This window comes from Cupriavidus numazuensis, from assembly GCF_905397435.1.
Taxonomy (GTDB): Bacteria; Pseudomonadota; Gammaproteobacteria; order Burkholderiales; family Burkholderiaceae; genus Cupriavidus; species Cupriavidus numazuensis.
Genome location: NZ_CAJPVI010000021.1, coordinates 1 through 21999, shown reverse-complemented (window position 1 = coordinate 21999; position 21999 = coordinate 1). Strand labels below are relative to the sequence as shown.

Sequence of the window (21999 nt, the reverse complement as noted above, 5' to 3'; positions counted from 1 at the left end):
GCTCAGCCATGCTGCCTGACCTTGGTCAGCAGCTTGGTGGTCGAGCGGTCGTGCAGGAACGGGATGGCAATCGCCTTCCCGCCCCAGCTGCGCACCAGGCGCGTTTCTTCGAGCGTGTCGATGTCGTAGTCGCCGCCCTTCACATAGATATCGGGACGCACCTGGCGGATCAGCTCCACCGGGGTCTGTTCGCGGAACATCGCCACCAGATCGACTGACGCCAGCGCGGCCAGCAGCGCCATGCGGTCGGATTCATGGTTCAGCGGGCGGTCGTCGCCCTTGCCGAGCATCCTGACCGAGGCGTCGCTGTTGACGCCCACGACCAGGCTGGCGCCAAGCTCGCGCGCCTGGGCCAGGTAGGTGGCGTGGCCGCGATGCAGGATGTCGAAGACGCCGTTGGTGAATACCAGCGGCCGCGGCAGCGTGGCAATGCGCGCGGCCAGCGTGGTGACGTCGTCGGGCGGGGTCAGTTTGGTTTCGAAGGCGGGTACGGACATATCTGGGGCCAGGTTTTTCATCCCCGGAATGGTACCCCGGCTTGACGGTGCTGCGGCCGGATCAGCCTGCGCGTAGCAGCGGAAGCACCTCGTCATTGGCCGGCAGCGGCATCGTGGCCGCGGCAATGCCGCGCAACACCGCCAGCAGTTCCCGACGCACCGTGGCCAGCCAAGGTGCCTCGGCGCAGCCGGCCAGGTAGAACAGGCTCACGTTGCCCCAGGCCGGAAAGCCGGGCGGCACCTCGGTGATATACGCCGCACTGGCACCGTCGATCCACGGGACGTTGAACTTCAGCACCGGAGTCAGTCCGCCGCGCGAGCGCCACAGCGCCAGCTGCCCGTTCCAGGACGGCGCCACGGTCAGCCGCACGCCGTCCGTGGTGTTCGCCAGGTAGCGCCGCACGGCGCTGTCGGGATCGGCGTCGTCGCTGAGCAGCGTCCAGTGCTCGCGGGGATCGTGGTCCTCGTTTCCGGTTTCCGCCAGCGGCAGCCCGATCAGGCAGCGCTGCGCCATCAGCATGTGCTCGGCCGCGATGCCGTCCAGCGATACCACGCCGTCGACCGTTACCGCGCAATCGATCAGCCCCTTGCGCAGGGCCTGTCCCACCTGCCGGCCGTTGTCGAGCACGCTCGAGACGATCTGCCGCTCGGGCAGCGCCGCCGACAGCCGCGCCAGGATCTGCGTCAGGGCCGGATCGCCAAGCGCCATCGACAACCCGATGCGCAGGGTCTGCCGCGGCCCTGCCAGCCGTGGCACCTGCCGGTTGTGCTCGATCAGGCCGTGCCAGCTTTGCAGCATGCCGGATGCGGCCTTCTCCAGTTTCAGCCCGCGCGCCGTGGGGACCAGGTTGCCCCGGCGCTCCAGGAACAACTCGTCGCCGGTGACTTCGCGCAGCTTGCGGATCGCATACACGACCGTGGGCGCACGCATGCCGAGCGCCGTAGCGGCGTTGCCGATGCTGCCATGGCGCATGACGTGGAGAAAAACGTCGAGCGCCTTGAAATCAATGTGACGCAATATCGAACCCCCCAACGATTTTGTGGCCGCGTGCCCGAATTAAATTGCCGCCCGGCCTGAAGCGGGCCATATCTGGCGGCTTCCATACTTTGCGGAAGCACCGATATGCGAATTGGGATCCCTTCGACAAACAGGGGTGACTCACCCTTTCGGGGTATGAGCACTGCGGTAAGTGCCTCGCCAGGACGGGAGGCGTGATTATCTTATCGTATATTTCAAAGCCTTACAAAATGACTAGATTAAATCATCTAATGTTTGCAAGGACGAACATTAATAATCGGTGCCAATTACCACATCGAAGAATGGAGGTGATTTAGTTTTTCTTTTTTGTGATTTCAAAAGTTTCGTTGGAATGCCGCTTTCCCATGCTGCAGGCGGCGATGCGGAGATCATGAGCCGGCAGATCGAGGCATCTGTAGTAACCCGTTACTACCGTTCCAACCGGTATTCGCTGTAGCATCCTGCGCTCGCGGGCCAGGGGCGGGGGATTGCGGGCAGGTATTACTGCCGGCGCGCGGCGCGGCTACACGAAAATTGTGTCAGCGGGTTTTCCTGACAGATTAAGCTGTGCGCGCGCATGGTCCGCGAAAATGGCGAGCACCAATGAAAAAGCCCCATCGATTCGATGGGGCTTTTCGGGCCAGCCAGGAAGGTCTCGCCGTTTATGCCGGCTGCTCGCCGCCCGCTTGCAGGCGCGCATTCAGTTCCTTGCGGTAGCGGTTCAGGTCCTGAACCGTCTCGAAGGTGCGTTCGAACAGCAGCGACATATTGTGCAGGATCCGTTCGATGACCTTCTTTTCCCAGCCTTCGTCGAAGCGGATCTGTTCGTCCAGCCACTTCTCGAGCCAGTCCGGATCCGGCAGGCGCGACTGCACGGTGTCGTTCGGGAAGAGCGCCTTGTTCACGTGCAGATTGGTCGGGTGCAGCGGCTTCTCGGTGCGGCGCGCCGACGCCATCAGCACGCCGATCTTGGCAAACGCGGAGCGCGCGTTGTCGCCGAACTGCGCCAGATACTTCTTCATGTAGCGCAGGTAGGCGCCACCATGGCGGGCTTCGTCCTGCGACAGCGTGCGGTAGATATGCTTGATGACCGGTTCCGAGTGCCATTCGGCGGCACGGCGGTACCAGTGGTTCAGGCGGATTTCGCCGCAGAAGTGCAGCATCAGCGTTTCCAGTGGCGGAGCGGGGTCGAACTCGAAGCGCACGGCGTGCAGTTCTTCCTCGGTCGGCACCAGGTCCGGGCGGAAGCGGCGCAGGTACTCCATCAGCACCAGCGAATGCTTCTGCTCTTCAAAGAACCAGATGCTCATGAAGGCCGAAAAGTCGGAGTCGTGGCGGTTGTCGCGCAGGAACATCTCCGTTGCCGGCAGGGCCGACCATTCCGTGATGGCGTTCATGCGGATGGTCTTGGCCTGGTCGTCCGTGAGCAGGCTGGCGTCGAAGGTGTCCCAGGGGATGTCCTTGTCCATGTGCCAGCGGACCGCTTCCAACGATTTGAACAGTTCGGGGTAGAGCATGGTAAGCCTTTGAAATTACGGGCGGATTCTACCAGATGCGAATTATTCTCTATTCCCTTTTTTAGGGCGGATCGCCGCAAATGCAACGACTATCGCTACGGTTCGAGCGGATTCCAAGTCATTTTTGGGCGATTAACGGCGGTGACATACAACAATGTGTCAGCAGCGGCGCTTGGCAGCTCTTCGCCGGATTACAGAACCGGGGCCTCCGTGGTAATCGCGGCGGGTCCGTGACCCGGATCGCGGGGCGTGGAAGTGCCGGGAATGATGCCGTAGAGAAAGGCCGCGAGCTCGTCGGCCTGCGCGGCGGCATCGCGTTCACCCAGCGCAATCAGGGACTGCGTGAACTCGGGCTCGAACAGCAGGTAGCTCGCGAAAGCGGCGCCGCGTGCCTCTGTGCCGCCCAGCGGGGCCAGCAGCGCGCGCACGGTGCGCGGTAATTGCTGCAGGTGATCGGCGGCAATGGCCTCGATCGGCTCGCTCGGCGAAATCGTCATGACCTGCACGGGCCGCCAGCCTTCGGCGTCGCCCGCCAGTTCCGGCATGCGCGCGAGCAGCCGGTTGATATGCAACAGGCGCTCGAGGTCGGCGTAAAGCCCGTCCAGGAAGATACTGGCCAGCGCCTGTCCGCCCACCTGTGCCAGCGACGGATAGCCGCCGGCGGGCACGGTGTCGAACCAGCCCGGGCGCTGCCGCGACGCCGAGCCGATGGCCAGGATGCGCGAAGCCCCGAGGTGGATCGCCGGCGACAGCGGCGACATCTGGCGCATGGTGCCGTCGCCGAACCACTCGTGGTGGCCGTCGAGTTCCAGCGCCATGGCCGGGAACAGGAACGGGATGGAGGCCGAGGCCAGCAGGTGGTCCACCGTGATCTGCGCGGGTACGGCGATGCGCTGGCTGCGATGCCATGGATGGATGCGCCGGTGCGACTGGTAGAACGTCACATGCCGGCCGGTGCTGTACGACAGCGCCGTGACCGCGAAGGCCTGCAGCACGCCGGCATCGAGGCTCGCCTGTATGCGATGGCCTTCGAACAACTCGCCCAGCATGCTGCCCAGCGGTGCGTTGTCGAGCAGCGCGCGCGGCGCGCGCCGGTGGGTGACCCAGCCGAACGCCAGCGCCGACAGCCAGCGCGCTCCTGACACGCCCGCGCGCAGCACATCGGTGCGGTAGACGTCGTCGGTGTGGATGCCATGCCAGAGTGCGGACAGGCTGTCGGCGGCGGCCTGGAAGTTCGCCGCCTGGATAGCCAGTCCCGCGCCATTGATCGCACCCGCCGACGTACCGGCGATGATGCCGAACGGGATCGGCTCATGGCTGCGCCCGTGCTGTGCCGCAATGCGCGCCACGCCGCTCAGCACGCCGGCCTGGTAGGCCGCACGCGCGCCACCGCCCATCATGATCAGCGCGGTGGCGTTGCGCGTCACGCTGCCGTGGCGCGCATGGACCTGCGCAGTTTCGTGGCCGGGAAAACTGTCTCTGTGCATGCGGTTTGCCAGGGGGCGAGCGACGCGATGCAGGTGGACTTATTCCTCGCCGCCGTCCGGAGTGCCGGAAGCGCCGTTGGACTTGGCTGCCTTGGCGGTGTCCGCCGGCTTCTTGCGGGCGGCAGTGCTCTTGGGCGCGGACTTCGTGGCACCCTTGGCGGCGGCGCCGTTTTTGCGCGCTGGCTCGCCCGCGGTCTTGCCGGAGGTGGCCGTCTTGGCCGCGGGCTTTGCTGCCGCGGCAGATGCGTTTGGCTTGGCGGCACCAAAGCCGCCCATGCTGAACGGTGCCATGCTGGCCGCCGCGGCGCCGCTCGCGATCTGGTTGAACTGTTGCTGCAGCATGTCCCACCATAGCGACGCATTGGGCGGCAAGGCGGACTCCGCGGCCTGGCCGGCAGCTTCCGCCTGCGCACCAGGTGCCGGCGCGTCTTCCGCGGGCGCGGCCTGTTGTGCCGGCTTCTCGTCGGCGGCAGGGCGTGGCGGCGGCGGCGAGGCGCTCGGCGCGTTGGCGGTGCGGGCCACGTTTTCCATGGCGCTTTGCATGGCTTCGGGCGAGAGCGCATTGCCGAAGGTCTGCAGCGCGACCAGCGTGGCGCGCTGTACCTCCAGGCCCTGGATGGTGGTATGCAGCAGATTGGTGTTCAGTTGCAGCCAGCCTTCCACCGCCTTCAGGTCATGGATGCGCTTGTCGAGGTCTTCCAGGTTCATGGGCGGCGTCATGGCCGCCTGCAGGCCGGGCATCAGGCTGCCGGGCAAGCCCGCGCCGGTGCCCCACAGCTTGCTCATGAGCTCGAAGCCGTTGGTGAAATCGGGAATCTGTCCGAACATGTCGCGCGCTCCGTGGTGGAGCCAGCCGGGCAAGCAGGGGCGCCGCGGTCTGTCTCCGTCCGATCTGGTTGGATTACTTGAACTGAGGCGGCCGCTTCTGTCGCAGGCTCGCCATGCCTTCGTGCACGTCGGGGCCGGCAAAGCCCATGAATTCGAGCGCCAGCGAGGAATCGAAAGCCGGACCGGCCATGCGCAGCCAGTTGTTGAGGGCGTACTTGGTCCAGCGGATCGCCGTCTGCGAACCAGCCGCCAGCCGGTTGGCTACCTCGAACGCGCGCCCGACCAGTTCGTCCTCTTCCACCGCCAGCGAGACCAGGCCGATCCGCTCGGCTTCCTCGCCGCTGACCGACTCGCACAGCATCAGATAGTACTTGGCCTTGGCCATTCCGCACAGCAGGGGCCACACGATCGCCGCATGGTCGCCCGCAGCCACGCCCAGGCGCGTGTGCCCGTCGACGATGCGCGCAGTCTTCGCCGCGATCGAGATATCGGCAAGCAGCCCGGCCACGAGGCCCGCGCCGACAGCAGGGCCGTGCATGGCCGAGACCACCGGCTTGTCGCAGTTGATCACGTTGTAGACGAGGTCCCTCGCTTCGTGCCAGACGCGCGTGCGCGTCTCGAAATCATTGGCCATGTCTTCCACGAGCGACAGGTCGCCGCCGGCCGAGAAACCCTTGCCCTCGCCACGGATCAGCGCCACGCGTACATCGGGGTCGGCCGATACATCGCGCCAGATTTCGGCGAGCTCGCGGTGCATATTGGCATCCGCGGTAGCCAGCTTCTGGTTGGCGGACTGCGCCGCGCCCATGACGATTTCCAGGATCGGACCATGCTGGCGCAGCGTGAGTGCGCGATAGCGTTCGTAGCGGGAAGACAGTGGCGTGGGGGCAGGAGTCGGTGTGGTCATGGCAGGCCTGTGGAATGGAAAAAGGGCCGTGCCGGGTGCATGGATCCTTTCACCAGCCGGCCGGTCGGTAAATTATATGCACATCCGGCACGGCCCTGTCCGGCCCGCGCTTGTGTCAGGGTTGCGCGACGAGTTGGTCGATCGCGCCGAACACCGAGTGGCCCTGCGCGTCGAACATCTCGATCTTCACCGCATCGCCGAACTTCATGAACTCGGTCGACGGCTTGCCGTCTTCGATGGTCTCGATCATGCGCTTCTCGGCGATGCAGGCGTAGCCCTTCTTGCGGTCGACATTGGAGATCGTGCCCGAGCCGACGATGCTGCCCGCGCGCACATTGCGCGTCTTGCAGATATGCGCGATGAGCTGGCCGAAGTCGAACACCATGTCGGTGCCGCAATCGGGCTGGCCCACTTTCTTGCTGTTCCAGTGCACGGTCATCGGCAGGTGCACCTTGCGCTCGCGCCAGGCGTCGCCGAGTTCGTCGGGCGTGACGGCGACCGGCGAGAACGCCGTGGCCGGCTTGCTCTGGAAGAAGCCGAAGCCCTTGCCGAGTTCGGCCGGAATCAGGTTGCGCAGCGACACGTCGTTGGCCAGCATCACCAGCCGGATGCCATCGGCGGCGTGCTCGGGCGTGGCGCCCATCTTCACGTCGCCGGTAATGACGGCGACCTCGGCCTCGAAGTCGATGCCGAAGGTTTCGCTCGCGCACACGATGTCGTCGTAGGGTCCGAGGAAATCGTCGGAGCCGCCCTGGTACATCAGCGGGTCGGTCCAGAATTCGGGCGGCATCTCGGCCCCGCGCGCCTTGCGCACGAGCTCGACGTGGTTGACGTAGGCCGAGCCGTCAGCCCACTGGTACGCGCGCGGCAGCGGCGCCATGCAGTGTTTCGGATCGAACGCGAACGGGTGCCGCGCGCGGCCGGCGTTGAGGGCGTCATACAGGTCCTGGAGCTGGGGCGCATAGAAGGCCCAGTCGTCCAGCACGGTCTGCAGCCTGCCGGCGATCTCGGCGGCGTAATGGGCGGTCTTCAGGTCGCGCGAGACGACCACCAGCTGGCCGTCGCGCGAGCCATCCTTGAGGGTGGCGAGTTTCATAATGGGTAAAGGCTTGATCAGGTCGATGCGTGCGGTGCCGGACTGCCCGGCGCGCCACACGTGGCGGCCGTTAGTCTACCGTGATGCCTTTCGCCTTGATGAGCTTGCCCCAGCGCTCGGCTTCAGCATGCGCGTACTGCGCGAACTCCTCAGGCGTGCTCGACACCGGCTCCACGCCGACGCCTTCCATGCGCTTCTGCACGTCCGGGCTCTTGAGGGCCTTGACGAGTTCGGCGTTGAGCCGCGTTACGATCGGCTTCGGCGTGCCGGCCGGCGCCACCACGCCTTGCCACGCGAAAGCCTCGAAGCCCGCGACGCCACCCTCGGCGACGGTCGGCACATTCGGCAGCATGGCCAGGCGCTTAGGCGTTGCCACGCCGAGCGCGCGCAGCTTGCCGGCGGTCACGTTCTGCTGGCCCGATGCCAGGTCCACGAACATCAGGTCGACCTGGCCGGCGAGCAGGTCCTGCACGGCCGGCGCGGCGCCCTTGTAGGGCACGTGCGTCATCTTGATGTGGGTCTGGTCCATGAACAGTTCCATGGCCAAGTGGTGAGGGCTGCCCGGGCCCGGCGACGCAAAGTTGACCTTGCCGGGGTTCTTCTGTGCGTACTCGATGACTTCCTTGAGCGTTTTCGCGGGGAAGTTCGGCGTGGCCACCAGCACCAGCGGAAACCGCGCGATCATGCCGACATGAACGAAATCCTTGTCGGCGTTGTACGGCAGCTTCTTGTACAGCGACGGATTGGCGGCCAGCGTGGCCGTGTCGGCGGTCAGCACGGTGTAGCCGTCGGGCTTGGCGTGCGCGACCGCGTCGGCGCCGACGATGGTCGCCGCCCCCGGGCGGTTGTCGATCACCACCTGCTTGCCGAGCGCAGGGGTAATCGCCTGGCCCAGCGTACGCGCGACCACATCGGTACCGCCGCCTGCCGGATAGGGCACCACCCAGCGGATCGGCTGCGACGGCCACGCGTCAGCCGCGCGCGCAGGTGCGGCGGCGCCCACGGCCAGCGTGGCGGTAGCGGCAAGGACGGCCAGGGAACGTGAGGCGGCGCGCAGCGTGGCGCGCGCGGGGCGGAAGGGCATCATCGGTTGTCTCCGTCTGGTATTCGCAGCCCGGCCTTGTCATGCGGCGCCGCGGTCCATGCTGACCAGTTGGCGCCCCGGGTCTGTCGGCAAAGTCTACTCACCGTTTAAAAATTGGTAAATCGATTTCGCTATAGTAAATTTACGTAAGGTTTTTGCCGGATCCCCTGTGCTGCCGGCGCCGAATACCCCACAATTCTGCTGTATCCCCCGATTTTTTTTCATTCACAGCCCCAATGCTCGCTGCGCATGACCGAACTTGACGAAGACGACGCCAAGCTGCGCTCCGGTATCCAGTCCATCGAGGTAGGGTTCAAGCTGCTGCAGGCGCTGGCGGCCTCGCCGCGCGCGATGATGCTGCGCGACCTTGCCGCCGCGGCCGAGATGAACCCGGCCAAGGCCCATCGCTACCTGGTCAGCTTCCTGCGCCTGGGCGCGGTTGCGCAGGATCCGGTAAGCGGGCGCTATGACCTGGGGCCGTTCGCGCTGCAGCTCGGGCTCGCCGGCCTGAACCGGCTCGATCCGGTCAAGAAGGCGCGGCCGATCCTGTCGCAGTTGCGTGACGAGATCGACCTGACCGCGGGCATCGCGGTGTGGGGCAACCACGGGCCGACCATCGTGCACTGGGAGGAATCGAGCCACCCGGTTACGGTCAGCCTGCGGCTGGGCGACGTGATGCCGATGCTCAACTCCGCCACCGGCCGCCTGTACGGCGCGTACCTGTCGCGCAAGCAGACGCTGCCGCTGATCGAGCGCGAGCTGGCCGCGCGCGGGCAGGACGAGGTGCCGGATATCCCGGCCAGCCTGTCCGAATACGATGCCATCTGCGACGACGTGCGGACCCACGGCGCGGCGCGCACGCGCGGCGGCGTGCTGCCGGGCATCAATGCGTTCTCGATGCCGGTGTTCGATGCCAACGGCCATCTGGCGATGGGGTTGATCGTGCTCGGCGCGCAAAGCATATTCGATGCAGAATGGAATGGTACGGTCGATCGCCGCGTGCGAGAGATTGCCCAACAGCTTTCATCGGAACTCGGCTATCTTGGCGCCGCCCAAACGGCCGGACGGACCGGCCACCTCTGATTCCCGCGCCAGAACCGGCGCCGATCCGCGCGTATGGCGGCGGCGGCGCTGGATCATCGTCATCCTGCTGGTGCTGCTCGTGCACATGCTGGCCGTGATCGGCTTCCTGCGCATGCCCGGTCCGCTGATCCCGCTCGATGTCAGTGAAACGCCAGCGCTCGAAGCGGTGCTGTTACCGCCGCCGCGGCCGGCGCGCCCGCCGCCCGCGGTGCCTCATCCCACGCCAAAGCCGCGTCCTGCCGCGCCTCAGCCCGCCCCCAAGGCCGCGGAAACACCGCCCGAGCCGCCTGCGCCGCCTGTGGCGACGTCCGAAGGCGGCACCACCGAAACCGTCACCGGTCCCGGCGGCAGCGGCGCCGGCGCGGCCGCTGGGCCGGCACCGGCTCCGGCGGGACCGGCCGGTCCGCCCGCACAGGAAGGCGAAAAATACGTGGCGCCGCCTTCGGCCACCATGCACTACGCGAGCTTCGTCAACGGCGTGCAGAACCCGGACGGTCTGATCCGCTGGGAGCAGGACGGCAAGCACTATCGCCTGGCGGTCGAGACGCGCGTGCTGTGGTTCCGCTTCGCCTTCCAGAGCAGCGGTGTCATGACCGAGACGGGCCTCGTGCCCGAGCGCTACGAGGAAAACCGGCGCGGCAAATCCGAAGCCGCACGCTTCGACCAGGCCGCCGGCACGGTCGCGTTCGCGCCGGGCACGCAGTCGCCGTTGTCGCCGGGCGCGCAGGACCGGTTCAGCGTGTTCCTGCAACTGGTGGGTCGCGTCCGCGGCAATCCGCAGCGCTATGCGGCGCCTGGCGTCACTGAAACGTTCCAGGTCGCCGACACGCGGGACATGCAACCGATGCAAGTGCAGTATGTTGGAGAGGAAGAGATCGATACCGGCCGCGGCATGGTGCGCGCCAAGCACTTCGTGCGGCTGCAGCGGCACGCGGGCGACAAGCGCCGCGTCGAGATCTGGCTCGCGCAGTCGCTCGGCTGGATGCCGGTGCGTCTGCGCCAGACCGAGCCGGATGGCACGCAGATCGACCTCGTCTATCGCAGCACCGAAGGCCAGTAGGGCGCGCGGCGCCACCCCGCGCCGAACCGTCAGCCATTCAAGGAGCTCCGCCATGACCGCCAGCACCGCAGCCAACACATCCGGAGAGACGCATCGCATCCACGCCGATGGCGCCGACCTGCACGTTCGCGTGGATGGCACCGACGGCCCGTGGGTGATCCTTGCGCACGCGCTCGGCGCCAACCACACACTGTGGGACGCCACGGCGCGCCATCTTTCCTCACGCTATCGCGTCGTGCGCCCGGATATGCGCGGCCATGGCAACAGCGATGCCCCGGTCGGGCCCTACACGATGATGCGGCTGGCCGACGATGTAGCCGCCATCATGGACGCACTGCAGATACCGCAGGCCCATTTCTGCGGCATCTCGGTGGGCGGCATGATCGGCGAGACGCTGGGCATACGCCATGCCGAACGGCTGCTATCGCTGACACTCGCGGCCACGATCAGCCACACGCCACTCGAAGCGCATCCGATGTGGCACAACCGCATCGGCCAAGTCGAGGCGCATGGTATGTCGGGCCTTGCGGATGCCACGCTGGAACGCTGGCTGACCGAGCCCTTCCGCAACGCGCATCCCGACGAAGTCGCGCGCATCCGCGCGATGCTGCTGGCCACGCCGGTACGCGGCTATGTCGGCGTAGGGCAGGCCATCATGGCGTTCGACATGGCAAGTGCCCTGGGGCGCATCCATTGTCCGACGCTCGTCGTGGCGGGCGAACACGACCAGGGTGCGACAGTCGCCATGGCGCAGTCCATCGCCTCGGCGATTCCCGGTTCGCGGCTGGAAGTATTGCCGGCGGCGCATCTGGTGGCGGTCGAACAGGCGGATCGCTTCCATGCCGTGCTGGATACCTTTCTCGGCCACGCTGCTTGCGGCGGCCAGTGCGACGTTCCGTAAGGCACAACACACTGGTGTCCAAACCTCAAGAAACTTGTTGGTGTTGCCGTTGCCCAACTTATAAAGGCAGAAAACGCTGTATCCGTACGGCGGCCCGCACGCAAAACTTGAAATTGCCGTGGCCGCCCCTAGCTTGGAGGTAACGACGCCGCGCCCCGCTCAACGGCAACAATGAAAAAGGCCGGCCGCCCCAACCATGACGCAAGGAGGTGTGCCATGCAAATGATCTACAACAGCGACAACTACTGCATCGTTGAGTTTGGCGCAGATGTCGAGCAAGCGCCTCTCGAATTCGGTGGTTATGAAATCGTCGACAAGAATATGAAGCGGGAGATTTTTCTTGGCGGGAAGCTGGCCGAGAATTTCCGCGCCGACGTCCAGAGATTGATTGAAAGCGAGCCGTCAGTCGAGGAGGTTGATGACTTTCTTGGGAAGTTCGATACGGTGATGACGCATCCGTTGGTGATGCATTAAGGTTTTGGGATGTGATTTGGACGCCCGCTAGTTAGCGGGCGTTTTGCTTTTGGGTTTGAAGAGTTGGGGGTGCTTGGCGGGCGCGGCTGTTTCGCCGGCGTAGCCGGCGAGTCACTTTTTGTCCGAGCGACAAAAAGTAACCAAAAAGCGCGTCGTTGCCGCTGGCCATCAATTCTACGGCGGCAGCGGTTCAAACGGCTTTGGACGCCTGCGATGGTGGTCGGCCGTTCGACCCTGCTACGCCATGTGAGTCAGAACCTGTGCCTCACGCGGCACGACTTTTGGACGATCCCCAAGACGGACTCGGGTACAGCGTTCCAACCAGGTCAGTGGTGGGACGCCTTCGGCTGCGCTGCGCGCACGTCGTCGTCTGGGTGCAAGCTCATCAGCGTCGCCGGCGCCCGAGTCCCAATTTCCTATCTCTGCGCGCATGCAAGCGCGGCATCTTCACCCGGGCCTGGTTTGCCCTGGGCCTGCGTGCTCAGACTAGGGCTCTGCGCGCAGCGCAGCCGAAGGCGATCACACGATATCGCTCGCAGCAGGGGCCACAGACGCTTGCAGGGCTCGTTCAATCAGCGCTGTAATTCTGGCCACGGTGGTGCCCCACGCGGCAGGCAGCGTAATTCACTCTGAAGCCCATACCCGTACAACACCCTCAGCACACTACGATAAAAATTCGCCCCTTTGGGGCAACCAAAACGCGTTTTTGGTTACTTTTGTCGCTCGGACAAAAGTGACTCGCCGGCTACGCCGGCGAAACAGCAGCGCCTGCCAAGAGCGATAACCCGGCCCCAACCACAAAACCCCCCGCCGGCTACGCCGGCGAAACAGCGGCGCCTGCCAAGAACGAAAGCCCAACCCCCTCAAACTCAATACTGCTCCCACTCCAACCCCTCAAACCTCCACCCATTCACCGTATTCCGGTGTCGCTCGGCATCGAGATCCCCTTCAAATCCATGCAGAACGTTATAAACATTCGAAAACCCAGCCCCTTCCAGCGCACGCGCCGCGGCGGTCGAGCGATTGCCGCTGCGGCAAATCAACAGCACCGGCCGCGCCGACGCCTGCCCTGCAAGCTTCTTCACGACCTGGACGAAATGCGGATTCACTTCCCAGTCCGGCCCGTCGTTCCAAGGCACGTTATGGGCCCCTTTGGGATGCCCGACGAACAGGTATTCCATCTCGCTGCGGCAGTCGATGAACAGGGCATCAGGCGATTGCTGCAACAGGGCCTGGGCGTCGGCGGGGCTGAGGTGTTCCATGGCAGTGCGGGGATAGCCAGCGCAACCGCCGGCAATTGGTGATCGTTACGTCTCTCAGTGTAGGCCCGCAGCCCCCGCACAGGCAACCTGCCATGCCCGCAAGGCCTTGATGCACCTGATAAAATCGTCGTCTTGACGATCCGTCCCGCCTTCTAACAGTCCCCGCCATGAGTGCCCCTGAACAACCCTCCGTGCGTCCCTATACACGGGCTGCCAATCTGCCCCGGCTGCTGCGCGAGCGCATCCTGATCCTGGACGGCGCCATGGGCACCATGATCCAGCGCTACAAACTGACCGAGGCCGACTATCGCGGCGAGCGGTTCGCGGAACACAAGGTGGACGTGAAGGGCAACAACGAATTGCTGCTGCTGACGCGCCCGCAGGTCATCAGCGAAATTCACGAGCAGTACCTCGCCGCCGGCGCGGACATCATCGAGACCAATACCTTCGGTGCCACGAGTGTGGCGCAGGAGGACTACAAGATGGCCGAGCTCGCGTACGAGATGAATGTCGAAGCCGCGAAGCTCGCGCGCGCGGCTTGCGACAAGTACAGCACGCCCGACAAGCCGCGCTTCGTTGCCGGCGCGTTCGGCCCGACGCCGAAGACCGCCAGCATCTCGCCCGACGTGAACGATCCGGGCGCGCGCAATATCACGTTCGAAGAACTGCGCGAGTCCTACTACGAGCAAGGCAAGGGTTTGCTCGATGGCGGCGCCGATGTGTTCCTCGTGGAGACGATCTTCGATACGCTGAACGCCAAGGCTTGCCTGTTCGCGATCGACCAGCTGTTCGAGGACACCGGCGAGCGCCTGCCCGTGATGATCTCCGGCACCGTGACCGATGCCTCGGGCCGCATTCTGTCGGGCCAGACCGTCGAAGCCTTCTGGAACAGCCTGCGCCATGTGAAGCCCGTCACGTTCGGCCTGAACTGCGCGCTGGGCGCGACGCTGATGCGTCCGTACATCGCCGAACTGGCGAAGGTCTGCGACGTGGCGATTTCGTGCTACCCGAACGCGGGCCTGCCGAACCCGATGAGCGAAACCGGCTTCGACGAGACGCCGGAAGTCACTTCGTCGCTGGTCGATGAATTTGCCGCCTCCGGGCTGGTGAACCTGGTGGGCGGCTGCTGCGGCACCACGCCTGAACACATTGCCGCCATCGCCGAGCGCATGGCGAAGCGGAACCCGCGCACGTGGCCGGGCCAGTACAGCGAAGCCGCCTGAGCCAGCGAGACAAGAACACATGAGCACGAACCAACTGCCCCCGCGCCCGATGCGCCTGTCCGGCCTGGAGCCGTTCACGATCGACGACAACACGCTGTTCGTCAACGTCGGCGAACGCACCAACGTCACGGGCTCGAAGGCCTTCGCCCGCATGATCCTGAACGGCCAGTTCGATGAAGCACTGGCGGTCGCGCGCCAGCAGGTCGAGAACGGCGCGCAGATCATCGACATCAACATGGACGAGGCAATGCTCGATTCGAAAGCGGCAATGGTCCGCTTCCTGAATCTGATTGCCTCCGAGCCGGACATCGCGCGCGTGCCGATCATGATCGACTCCTCGAAATGGGAAGTGATCGAGGCCGGCCTGCAGTGCGTGCAGGGCAAGCCAGTGGTGAACTCGATCTCGCTGAAGGAAGGCGAGGAACAGTTCCGCCACCACGCCGAGCTGATCCGCCGCTACGGCGCCGCCAGCGTGGTGATGGCGTTCGACGAAAAGGGCCAGGCCGATACCTTCGCGCGCAAGACCGAGATCTGCAAGCGCAGCTATGACTTCCTCGTGAATGAAGTCGGCTTCCCGCCCGAGGACATCATCTTCGACCCGAACATCTTCGCGGTGGCGACGGGCATCGAGGAACACAACAACTATGCGGTGGACTTCATCGAAGCCACGCGCTGGATCAAGCAGAACCTGCCGTATGCGAAGGTGAGCGGCGGCGTGTCGAACGTGTCGTTCTCGTTCCGCGGCAATGACCTGGTGCGCGAGGCGATCCACACCGTGTTCCTGTTCCACGCCATCGAGGCGGGCATGGACATGGGCATCGTCAACGCGGGCCAGCTCGGCGTGTACGACCAGCTTGATCCCGAACTGCGCGAGCGCGTGGAAGACGTGGTGCTGAACCGCCGCGACGACGCCACCGATCGCCTGCTGGAGATCGCCGACAAGTTCAAGGGCGGCGGCGCGAAGAAGGAAGAGAACCTGGCCTGGCGTGGCACGCCGGAGGCGCCGGTGACGGTGGGCGAGCGCCTGGCGCATGCGCTGGTGCACGGCATCACCAACTTCATCGTCGAAGACACGGAAGAAGCCCGCCAGCAGATCGCCGCGCGCGGCGGCCGTCCGATCGAGGTGATCGAAGGCCCGCTGATGGACGGCATGAACGTCGTCGGTGACCTGTTCGGCGCCGGCAAGATGTTCCTGCCGCAGGTGGTCAAGAGCGCGCGCGTGATGAAGCAGGCGGTGGCACACCTGCTGCCGTTCATCGAGGAAGAGAAGCGCCTGCTGGCCGAGGCCGGCGGCGATGTGCGTTCGCGCGGCAAGATCGTGATCGCCACGGTGAAGGGCGACGTGCACGACATCGGCAAGAACATCGTGTCGGTGGTGCTCCAGTGCAACAACTTCGAAGTCGTCAACATGGGCGTGATGGTCCCGTGCAACGAGATCCTGGCCAAGGCCAAGGTCGAGGGCGCGGATATGGTCGGCCTGTCGGGTCTGATCACGCCGTCACTCGAGGAAATGGCCTACGTGGCCTCCGAGATGCAGCGCGACGACTACTTCCGCGTGAAGAAGATTCCGCTGCTGATCGGCGGCGCGACCACCTCGCGCGTGCATACGGCGGTGAAGATCGCGCCGAACTACGAAGGCCCGGTGGTGTACGTGCCTGACGCTTCGCGCTCGGTCAGCGTGGCGTCGAGCCTGTTGTCGGACGAAGGCGCCGCGAAGTACCTGGATGACCTGAAGACCGACTACGAGCGCATCCGGGTCCAGCACGCGGGCAAGAAGGCCACGCCAATGGTGACGCTGGCCGAGGCGCGCGCCAACAAGACGCCGATCGACTGGAGCGGCTACGTGCCGCCGAAGCCGAAGTTCATCGGCCGGCGCGTGTTCCGCAACTATGACCTCGCGGAACTGGCCAACTACATCGACTGGGGCCCGTTCTTCCAGACGTGGGACCTGGCCGGCAAATTCCCGGACATCCTCAACGACGAGATCGTCGGCGAGTCCGCGCGCCGCGTGTTCTCCGATGGCAAGGCCATGCTGTCGCGGCTGATCCAGGGCCGCTGGCTGACCGCAAACGGGGTGATGGCGCTGCTGCCGGCCAATACGGTCAACGATGACGACATCGAGATCTACACCGACGAGACGCGCAGCAAGGTCGCGCTGACCTGGCACAACGTGCGCCAGCAGAGCGAACGCCCGGTGGTCGACGGCGTGCGTCGCCCGAACCGCTGCCTGTCGGACTTCATCGCGCCGAAGTCGTCGGGCGTGGCCGACTACATCGGCCTGTTCGCGGTCACGGCCGGTATCGGCGTGGACAAGAAGGAAGCGCAGTTCGAGGCCGATCACGACGACTACAGCGCGATCATGCTGAAGGCGCTGGCGGACCGCTTCGCCGAGGCCTTCGCCGAATGCCTGCATCATCGCGTGCGGACCGACCTGTGGGGCTACGACGCCGCCGAGCACCTGAGCAACGACGAGCTGATCGCCGAAAAGTACCGCGGCATCCGCCCGGCTCCGGGCTATCCGGCGTGCCCCGAGCACACCGTCAAGGGTCCGATGTTCGAGTTCCTCGACTGCGCCGACATCGGCATGGGCATTACCGAAGCGCTGGCGATGACGCCGGCCGCGTCGGTGAGCGGCTTCTACCTGTCGCATCCGGACTCGACCTACTTCACGATCGGCAAGATCGGCCAGGACCAGGTTGACGACATGGCGGCGCGCCGCCATGAAGACCGCAACGCCGTGGCGCGGGCGCTGGCCCCCAACCTGTAACCGCATGCGTCGCCGGGGCGCCGCTATCGCGCGGCGCCTGCTCTGGCGCAGGTCCTTGATGCGGCAGGGAAATTCGCCTTGCATCGCAGCATCTCCGTGCCCTGAGCGGCGTTCGCGCCGCTTCACAACTCCTTACACTGCATTGCAATCGCTCACAGACCGGAAGCGGTCGCACCCCTAGACTGGCTCCAAGTTCACGTGAACAACAGCGTGGATGCCGCAGCGAATATTTCGCAGCGGATCACCCTGAAAGGAGCCTTTCCATGAAGAAACTGCTGATCTCCCTGTCCGCCCTGTCGATCGCTGCTGCTTCGTCGCTGGCCATGGCGCAAGGTACGGGCACTACCGCCGGCAACGCGGGTGTCAAGGCCGATGTCGGCGCCGCCGTGAATGCGCCGGCTCCGGTCGGGGGCACCAGCGCGGGCGTAGGCGCATCGACTTCGCTGGACAAGAGCGCGGCGGCAACGCCGGCCACTCCTGCCACCCCGGCAGAGCCTGCGAAGGCCGACGCCGGAAAGGCCAAGAGCAAGCACAGCGCAAAGTCGCACAAGAAGGACAAGACTGACGCGACCCTGGGCGCAAGCGCGGGCGCCGACGCGGGCGCCAAGGTCCAGTAAGCCGGGGCCGGCGCGGCCGGCCTCAGCCGCCTCGGGCCCGGACTGGCCCCAAGCGGTTTCATGCACCGCAGTGCACCGCAGCACCCCAGCAAAGCGGGACGGACCTCCAGCCGTCCCGCTTTGCTTTTGTGCGGCCGATTGCGCATGTGTGCAGGCGGAGCGGTGCCTGTGCCGCTTTTCCGATCCCTGATTCCCCGTCCCTTTCTGCGGCACTGCGGTAACGCACTCCATGTCAGCCTGACACCGACAGTCCGCGGCGCCTGGCGGCACTACAATGCTTACACGGCAAGCGGTTCCGCCTGCACCCGAATTTATTAGGCGAAAGCCCCACCAGTGGAGCCCATGATGATCCGCGTCCTGATCGCCGATGATCACGAGATTGTTCGCGCAGGGCTGCGCCAGTTTCTTGCTGACGAACCCGATATCCAGGTCACCGGCGAGGCCGGCAGCGGCGACGAAGTCATGGCGAAATTGCGCGACGGCGAATTCGACGTGCTGGTGCTCGACATCTCGATGCCCGAGCGCAACGGCATCGATGTGCTCAAACTGATCCGCCAGCGCAAGCCTGACCTGCCTGTGCTGATCCTGTCGACCTATCCCGAAGACCAGTACGCGATCAACCTGATCCGCGCGGGCGCTTCGGGTTACCTCACCAAGGAAAGCGCGCCGGATGACCTGGTCAAGGCCATTCGCACCGTGGCCCAGGGCCGCCGCTATGTCAGCGCGGCTGTGGCGGACCTGCTGATCGGCGGCCTCGACAAGCCGACCGAACAGCCGGTGCACCAGATGCTGTCCGAGCGCGAGTTCCAGATCTTCTGCAAGCTGTCACGCGGCCAGTCGGTATCGGTCATCGCGGACGAACTCTTCCTGAGCGTGAAGACCGTCAGCACTTACCGATCGCGCATCCTGGAGAAAATGGGCATGAAAACCAACGCGGACCTGACCTACTACGCCATCAAGAACGGCCTGGTCGAATGACGGCCAGGAGATCCCGGCGCGAACGCTGCATCACGCGCCGGGTGAACCGTCCCACTGAACGTTTTTGAAGAATGTCGGAGCAGGCTTCGAACTCCCCATACCGGGCACTGCGCGTACTGCTGATCGAGGATTCGGCAGTCCTGCGGGGCATGCTCCTCGAATACCTGAACGACTTTCCGTATGTGCAAAGCGTCGACTGGGCCGATACCGAGGCCATGGCGGTGCGCATGATCGCCGGCGACAAGCCGTATGACGTGGTCATCGTCGACCTGCAGCTACGGCAGGGCAACGGCATCAACGTGCTGCGCGTCATGCAGCGCGAACATCTTCCCGGCCTGCGCATCGTCTATACGAACCACGCGCAGGTGTCCGTGTACCGGAACCAGTGCGCCGAAGCCGGGGCGGATTACTTCTTCGACAAGTCGCTGGAGCTCGAGCAGGTGTTCCGCGTAATCGAGGAGCGCGCGGCCGCAGGTGCCTGAGGCGCGTCTGCCTCTCCAGACTCCCCGCATTTCCCGTACTTGCCGTATTTCCCGCTATTCCGTATTTCCCGCTATTCCGGCTGCGTCTCGCCGATCGGTTCTTCCGCCGGGGCCAGCACCGATGCGGTGAGCGGTACTTCTACACAGATGCTTACGCCGGTATTGGGCGACGACACGATGTCCATGCTGCCGCCCAGCGCTGTCACGCGTTGCTCCATGCCGAGCAGGCCATGGTGTCCCGCGGTGCTGCCGGCATCGAAATCGGGCGGCAGGCCCTTGCCGTCGTCGTGAACGGTCAGCGTCAGCTGTTCGTCGGTGTAGCCGACCGACAGCCGGATATGCGTGGCCTGCGAATATTTGCTGGCATTGGTGAGCGATTCCTGCGCGATGCGGTAGAGCGCGATCGCCGCGTCGTCGCGCAGGCGTGGCAGTTCTTCCGGCACGCTGATTTCGGATTCCCAGTGATTGCGCGCGGCGACGTCCTCGACCAGCTGGAGCAGGGCGGCACGCAGGCCGAGGTTGAGCAGTACGGTCGGCCGCAAATCCTCGATCAGGCGGCGCTTGATCTGGATGCCCTGATCCACGTGCAGCATCACGCGCGACAGCTTGTCGGCGGCTTCGGGCTGGCTTTCCTGTACGCGCCGGCGCACCCAGTGCAAGTCCAGCTTGATGGCCGTCAGGATCGCGCCGAGTTCGTCGTGCAGTTCGCGCGCGAGCCGGGTCTTCTCGTCCTCCGTCACACGCTGCAGGTGGCCCGCGAGCGCCGATAGCTGGCGTGTGCGCGCGCGCACCTTGCGATCGAGCCGCAGGCCTTCCTCCTCGGCTTGCGCGCGCGCCCCCTCCGACATGGTCAGGCGCTTGGCATGGCCGAGTCCGACGGCGATCAGCAGCACGATGTTGATGGCGGTCAGCAAGGCGATGCCATAGCGCGAAAGCTGCACGTCGCGCTCGGCGCCCTCCAGCCGGTGCGCGACGGTATCGGCTTCGCGCGCCTGCAGCCGGTCCAGGCCGCGGCGCGCGTTGTCCATGGTCTGCTTGCCGTAGTCGGTGCGTACCAGGTCCAGCGCCACCGCCAGGTCGCGCTTGCCGTACAGCAGCGTCAGCGCCATCTCGTTGAGCTTGCTGCTGATCTGCTTGGAGGTCTCGCCGAACATCTGCAGCGCTTCGGGATCGGTCGCGTAGTCGGCGCGGATGTGCGCCATCAGCTCGTTGATGCGCGGCAGGGCCTCGTAATAGGGATCCAGGTAGCTGTCCTTGCCGGTCAGCAGGAAGCCGCGCTGGCCAGCTTCGGCATTGACCAGTTCGCCGTTGAGCGCGGCCAGTTGCGTCTGCACGCGCTGCGAGCGGATGACTTCGTTGTAGCTCTCGCGCAGGCGCACGTTGCCGGTCTCGGAAGCGACCAGCACGGCCAGGGTCAGCAGGATGCCGCCAGCGAGCAGCAGGGTATGCGGAAGGAAAGACTGCTTGAACATGAGGCAATTCCTCGGTGGGGCGCTTGCCGCCGGGGTGCGGCCATGGGATCACATCCTCACGGCGAGGTCAACCATTTAAGGTGGCCGCGGCCACTTTCGGCATGCCCGATTCGACGCTGCACGCGGCGCTCCGGGCCGGCACTGTAGGACTTGGCTGACAGCGGAATCGGCCCGCTGTCGGTGTCTGCGCCGGGGCGGGCTTCCTACGATGAGGCTATGAGCTTGTTCGTCACCGCGCAAGCCCTAACCGGCGATCCGGTCCGCCAGGCGGGCAGGCTTCGCCCCCATCGGGAGTCCAGTCATGCTGCAATATGCACTCGTCTTTTTCGTTATCGCGCTGATCGCCGCGGTCTTCGGCTTTGGCGGTATTGCTGCCGGCGCCGTCGAGATCGCCAAGATCCTGTTCTTCATCTTCCTGATCGTGGCTCTGGTTACCGCCGTGATGGGTCTGGTCCGCAGACGGTGACGCCGCCCTGACCTGTGCCCCCACGTCCTGAGGAGAGCCCATGCTGACGCAGAATCCGAAAGTCCGGAAGGAAATCACCCACCTCGCCGATAGCGCCGACAGCACCATTCGCCGGATCCGGCACGCCGCACGCGATACGCGCGACGCGGCAGGGCCCATCTCGGACGAGGTGAAGTCGCTGATCTCGCAGCTTCAGCACACCATCGAAGTGCTGGCGAGCGAAGGATCGGAGCAAAGCCTGAACGCCGGCCGCCGCTTGCGCGCGCGGGCCAGTGAAATGACGGAGCGCCTGAGGGCGCAGGCCGGTGAGGGCGTAACCCAGGTGCGCGAGCGCATGGACGGTGCCGTCGTGCACGCCCAGCAGCGCGTGGCCGAATCCCCGCTCAAGGCAGTGGGACTCGCTGCCGCGATCGGTGCGCTGATCGGGCTGTTGCTCGCCACTCGCAATCACCGGGAGTAGCACGCTGCGGCCGTGCGCGGGCAGGCGCGATGGCCAGTAGCAACATTCCCCCCTTGTCCGGAAGACATCCACGATCCGGAAGCCCGACTCCGCTGTGGCGGCGTCGGGCGCTTTTTTTAGGGTCATCGCTGAATTGCGGGGGTTATCGCTCTTGGCATGCGTTGCTGTTTCGCCGGCGTAGCCGGCGGGGGCTTGTTGTTCGGGCTGGGTTATCGCTCTTGGCAGGCGCGGCTGTTTCGCCGGCGTAGCCGGCGAGTCACTTTTGTCCGAGCGACAAAAGTAACCAAAAACGCGTTTTGGTTGCCCCAAAGGGGCGAATT

Annotated in this window: 21 protein-coding genes; 11 read left to right on the top strand and 10 right to left on the bottom strand. The window is 65.2% G+C overall.

The window, feature by feature from the left end:
- Positions 1-2: 2 nt before the first annotated feature.
- The 8 genes from rfaE2 to KHO41_RS17745 form a co-directional block, all read right to left on the bottom strand.
- Entirely contained in the window at positions 3-497 is a 495-nt protein-coding gene (gene rfaE2 / locus KHO41_RS17780) for a D-glycero-beta-D-manno-heptose 1-phosphate adenylyltransferase (protein WP_211954594.1), read from the bottom strand.
- A gap of 61 nt (positions 498-558) precedes the next feature.
- On the bottom strand, positions 559-1515 hold the full coding sequence (locus KHO41_RS17775) for a LysR family transcriptional regulator (protein ID WP_211954593.1): 957 nt from the start codon (positions 1513-1515) through the stop codon (positions 559-561).
- Positions 1516-2177: 662 nt separating this feature from the next.
- The gene (locus tag KHO41_RS17770) at positions 2178-3032 is read right to left on the bottom strand and encodes a ferritin family protein (RefSeq protein WP_211954592.1); all 855 of its coding nucleotides are present in this window, start codon (positions 3030-3032) and stop codon (positions 2178-2180) included.
- Between the two features lie 191 nt (positions 3033-3223).
- Entirely contained in the window at positions 3224-4519 is a 1296-nt protein-coding gene (locus KHO41_RS17765; protein WP_376989649.1) for a patatin-like phospholipase family protein, read from the bottom strand.
- Positions 4520-4558: 39 nt separating this feature from the next.
- The gene (locus tag KHO41_RS17760) at positions 4559-5347 is read right to left on the bottom strand and encodes a PhaM family polyhydroxyalkanoate granule multifunctional regulatory protein (protein ID WP_211954591.1); all 789 of its coding nucleotides are present in this window, start codon (positions 5345-5347) and stop codon (positions 4559-4561) included.
- Between the two features lie 73 nt (positions 5348-5420).
- Positions 5421-6254, bottom strand: coding sequence for an enoyl-CoA hydratase/isomerase family protein (locus KHO41_RS17755; protein ID WP_211954590.1), 834 nt, complete (start codon positions 6252-6254; stop codon positions 5421-5423).
- A gap of 115 nt (positions 6255-6369) precedes the next feature.
- Positions 6370-7350: a fumarylacetoacetate hydrolase family protein gene (locus KHO41_RS17750; RefSeq protein ID WP_211954589.1), complete on the bottom strand. Its 981-nt coding sequence runs from the start codon at positions 7348-7350 to the stop codon at positions 6370-6372.
- A 70-nt stretch (positions 7351-7420) separates the two neighbouring features.
- Positions 7421-8437: a Bug family tripartite tricarboxylate transporter substrate binding protein gene (locus KHO41_RS17745; protein ID WP_211954588.1), complete on the bottom strand. Its 1017-nt coding sequence runs from the start codon at positions 8435-8437 to the stop codon at positions 7421-7423.
- A gap of 246 nt (positions 8438-8683) precedes the next feature.
- On the opposite strand from KHO41_RS17745, the gene KHO41_RS17740 reads away from it, so the two are divergent.
- From KHO41_RS17740 to KHO41_RS17725, 4 genes are all read left to right on the top strand, one after another.
- The gene (locus KHO41_RS17740) at positions 8684-9517 is read left to right on the top strand and encodes an IclR family transcriptional regulator (RefSeq protein WP_211954587.1); all 834 of its coding nucleotides are present in this window, start codon (positions 8684-8686) and stop codon (positions 9515-9517) included.
- 85 nt (positions 9518-9602) lie between these two features.
- The gene (locus KHO41_RS17735; protein WP_211954676.1) at positions 9603-10577 is read left to right on the top strand and encodes a DUF3108 domain-containing protein; all 975 of its coding nucleotides are present in this window, start codon (positions 9603-9605) and stop codon (positions 10575-10577) included.
- 52 nt (positions 10578-10629) lie between these two features.
- Positions 10630-11478, top strand: coding sequence for an alpha/beta fold hydrolase (locus tag KHO41_RS17730; protein WP_211954586.1), 849 nt, complete (start codon positions 10630-10632; stop codon positions 11476-11478).
- A 216-nt stretch (positions 11479-11694) separates the two neighbouring features.
- Positions 11695-11952: a BTH_I0359 family protein gene (locus KHO41_RS17725; protein WP_011296306.1), complete on the top strand. Its 258-nt coding sequence runs from the start codon at positions 11695-11697 to the stop codon at positions 11950-11952.
- A gap of 869 nt (positions 11953-12821) precedes the next feature.
- On the opposite strand, the gene KHO41_RS17720 is transcribed toward KHO41_RS17725, so the two are convergent.
- On the bottom strand, positions 12822-13214 hold the full coding sequence (locus tag KHO41_RS17720; protein ID WP_211954585.1) for a rhodanese-like domain-containing protein: 393 nt from the start codon (positions 13212-13214) through the stop codon (positions 12822-12824).
- Positions 13215-13381: 167 nt separating this feature from the next.
- Between KHO41_RS17720 and KHO41_RS17715 the strand changes: the two genes are divergently transcribed.
- The 5 genes from KHO41_RS17715 (at position 13382) to KHO41_RS17695 (ending at position 19281) form a co-directional block, all read left to right on the top strand.
- Positions 13382-14437 (top strand): homocysteine S-methyltransferase family protein, encoded by a 1056-nt coding sequence (locus tag KHO41_RS17715; RefSeq protein ID WP_011296308.1) that lies wholly within the window; start codon positions 13382-13384, stop codon positions 14435-14437.
- Positions 14438-14456: 19 nt separating this feature from the next.
- Positions 14457-17204, top strand: a complete 2748-nt coding sequence (metH, locus tag KHO41_RS17710; protein ID WP_211954584.1) for a methionine synthase — start codon at positions 14457-14459, stop codon at positions 17202-17204.
- 263 nt (positions 17205-17467) lie between these two features.
- Positions 17468-17821: a hypothetical protein gene (locus tag KHO41_RS17705; protein ID WP_211954583.1), complete on the top strand. Its 354-nt coding sequence runs from the start codon at positions 17468-17470 to the stop codon at positions 17819-17821.
- 345 nt (positions 17822-18166) lie between these two features.
- Entirely contained in the window at positions 18167-18799 is a 633-nt protein-coding gene (locus KHO41_RS17700; protein ID WP_211954675.1) for a response regulator, read from the top strand.
- A 71-nt stretch (positions 18800-18870) separates the two neighbouring features.
- A complete protein-coding gene (locus KHO41_RS17695) occupies positions 18871-19281 on the top strand; it encodes a response regulator (RefSeq protein ID WP_211954582.1) in 411 nt (136 codons plus the stop codon).
- A gap of 71 nt (positions 19282-19352) precedes the next feature.
- Here KHO41_RS17695 and KHO41_RS17690 read toward each other — a convergent pair whose 3' ends face one another.
- Complete coding sequence (locus KHO41_RS17690; protein ID WP_211954581.1) at positions 19353-20753, bottom strand: sensor histidine kinase; 1401 nt, start codon at positions 20751-20753, stop codon at positions 19353-19355.
- Positions 20754-21054: 301 nt separating this feature from the next.
- On the opposite strand from KHO41_RS17690, the gene KHO41_RS17685 reads away from it, so the two are divergent.
- A complete protein-coding gene (locus tag KHO41_RS17685) occupies positions 21055-21219 on the top strand; it encodes a DUF1328 domain-containing protein (protein ID WP_011296314.1) in 165 nt (54 codons plus the stop codon).
- 40 nt (positions 21220-21259) lie between these two features.
- A complete protein-coding gene (locus KHO41_RS17680) occupies positions 21260-21679 on the top strand; it encodes a DUF883 family protein (protein ID WP_211954580.1) in 420 nt (139 codons plus the stop codon).
- Positions 21680-21999: the final 320 nt, after the last annotated feature.

Coding starts and splice junctions, on each gene's coding strand:
- rfaE2 (WP_211954594.1), bottom strand. CDS start 497: ATGTCCGTACCCGCCTTCGAAACCAAACTGACCCCGCCCGACGACGTC.
- KHO41_RS17770 (WP_211954592.1), bottom strand. CDS start 3,032: ATGCTCTACCCCGAACTGTTCAAATCGTTGGAAGCGGTCCGCTGGCAC.
- KHO41_RS17765 (WP_376989649.1), bottom strand. CDS start 4,519: ATGCACAGAGACAGTTTTCCCGGCCACGAAACTGCGCAGGTCCATGCG.
- KHO41_RS17760 (WP_211954591.1), bottom strand. CDS start 5,347: ATGTTCGGACAGATTCCCGATTTCACCAACGGCTTCGAGCTCATGAGC.
- KHO41_RS17755 (WP_211954590.1), bottom strand. CDS start 6,254: ATGACCACACCGACTCCTGCCCCCACGCCACTGTCTTCCCGCTACGAA.
- KHO41_RS17750 (WP_211954589.1), bottom strand. CDS start 7,350: ATGAAACTCGCCACCCTCAAGGATGGCTCGCGCGACGGCCAGCTGGTG.
- KHO41_RS17745 (WP_211954588.1), bottom strand. CDS start 8,437: ATGATGCCCTTCCGCCCCGCGCGCGCCACGCTGCGCGCCGCCTCACGT.
- KHO41_RS17740 (WP_211954587.1), top strand. CDS start 8,684: ATGACCGAACTTGACGAAGACGACGCCAAGCTGCGCTCCGGTATCCAG.
- KHO41_RS17735 (WP_211954676.1), top strand. CDS start 9,603: ATGCTGGCCGTGATCGGCTTCCTGCGCATGCCCGGTCCGCTGATCCCG.
- KHO41_RS17730 (WP_211954586.1), top strand. CDS start 10,630: ATGACCGCCAGCACCGCAGCCAACACATCCGGAGAGACGCATCGCATC.
- KHO41_RS17725 (WP_011296306.1), top strand. CDS start 11,695: ATGCAAATGATCTACAACAGCGACAACTACTGCATCGTTGAGTTTGGC.
- KHO41_RS17720 (WP_211954585.1), bottom strand. CDS start 13,214: ATGGAACACCTCAGCCCCGCCGACGCCCAGGCCCTGTTGCAGCAATCG.
- KHO41_RS17715 (WP_011296308.1), top strand. CDS start 13,382: ATGAGTGCCCCTGAACAACCCTCCGTGCGTCCCTATACACGGGCTGCC.
- metH (WP_211954584.1), top strand. CDS start 14,457: ATGAGCACGAACCAACTGCCCCCGCGCCCGATGCGCCTGTCCGGCCTG.
- KHO41_RS17705 (WP_211954583.1), top strand. CDS start 17,468: ATGAAGAAACTGCTGATCTCCCTGTCCGCCCTGTCGATCGCTGCTGCT.
- KHO41_RS17700 (WP_211954675.1), top strand. CDS start 18,167: ATGATCCGCGTCCTGATCGCCGATGATCACGAGATTGTTCGCGCAGGG.
- KHO41_RS17695 (WP_211954582.1), top strand. CDS start 18,871: ATGTCGGAGCAGGCTTCGAACTCCCCATACCGGGCACTGCGCGTACTG.
- KHO41_RS17690 (WP_211954581.1), bottom strand. CDS start 20,753: ATGTTCAAGCAGTCTTTCCTTCCGCATACCCTGCTGCTCGCTGGCGGC.
- KHO41_RS17685 (WP_011296314.1), top strand. CDS start 21,055: ATGCTGCAATATGCACTCGTCTTTTTCGTTATCGCGCTGATCGCCGCG.
- KHO41_RS17680 (WP_211954580.1), top strand. CDS start 21,260: ATGCTGACGCAGAATCCGAAAGTCCGGAAGGAAATCACCCACCTCGCC.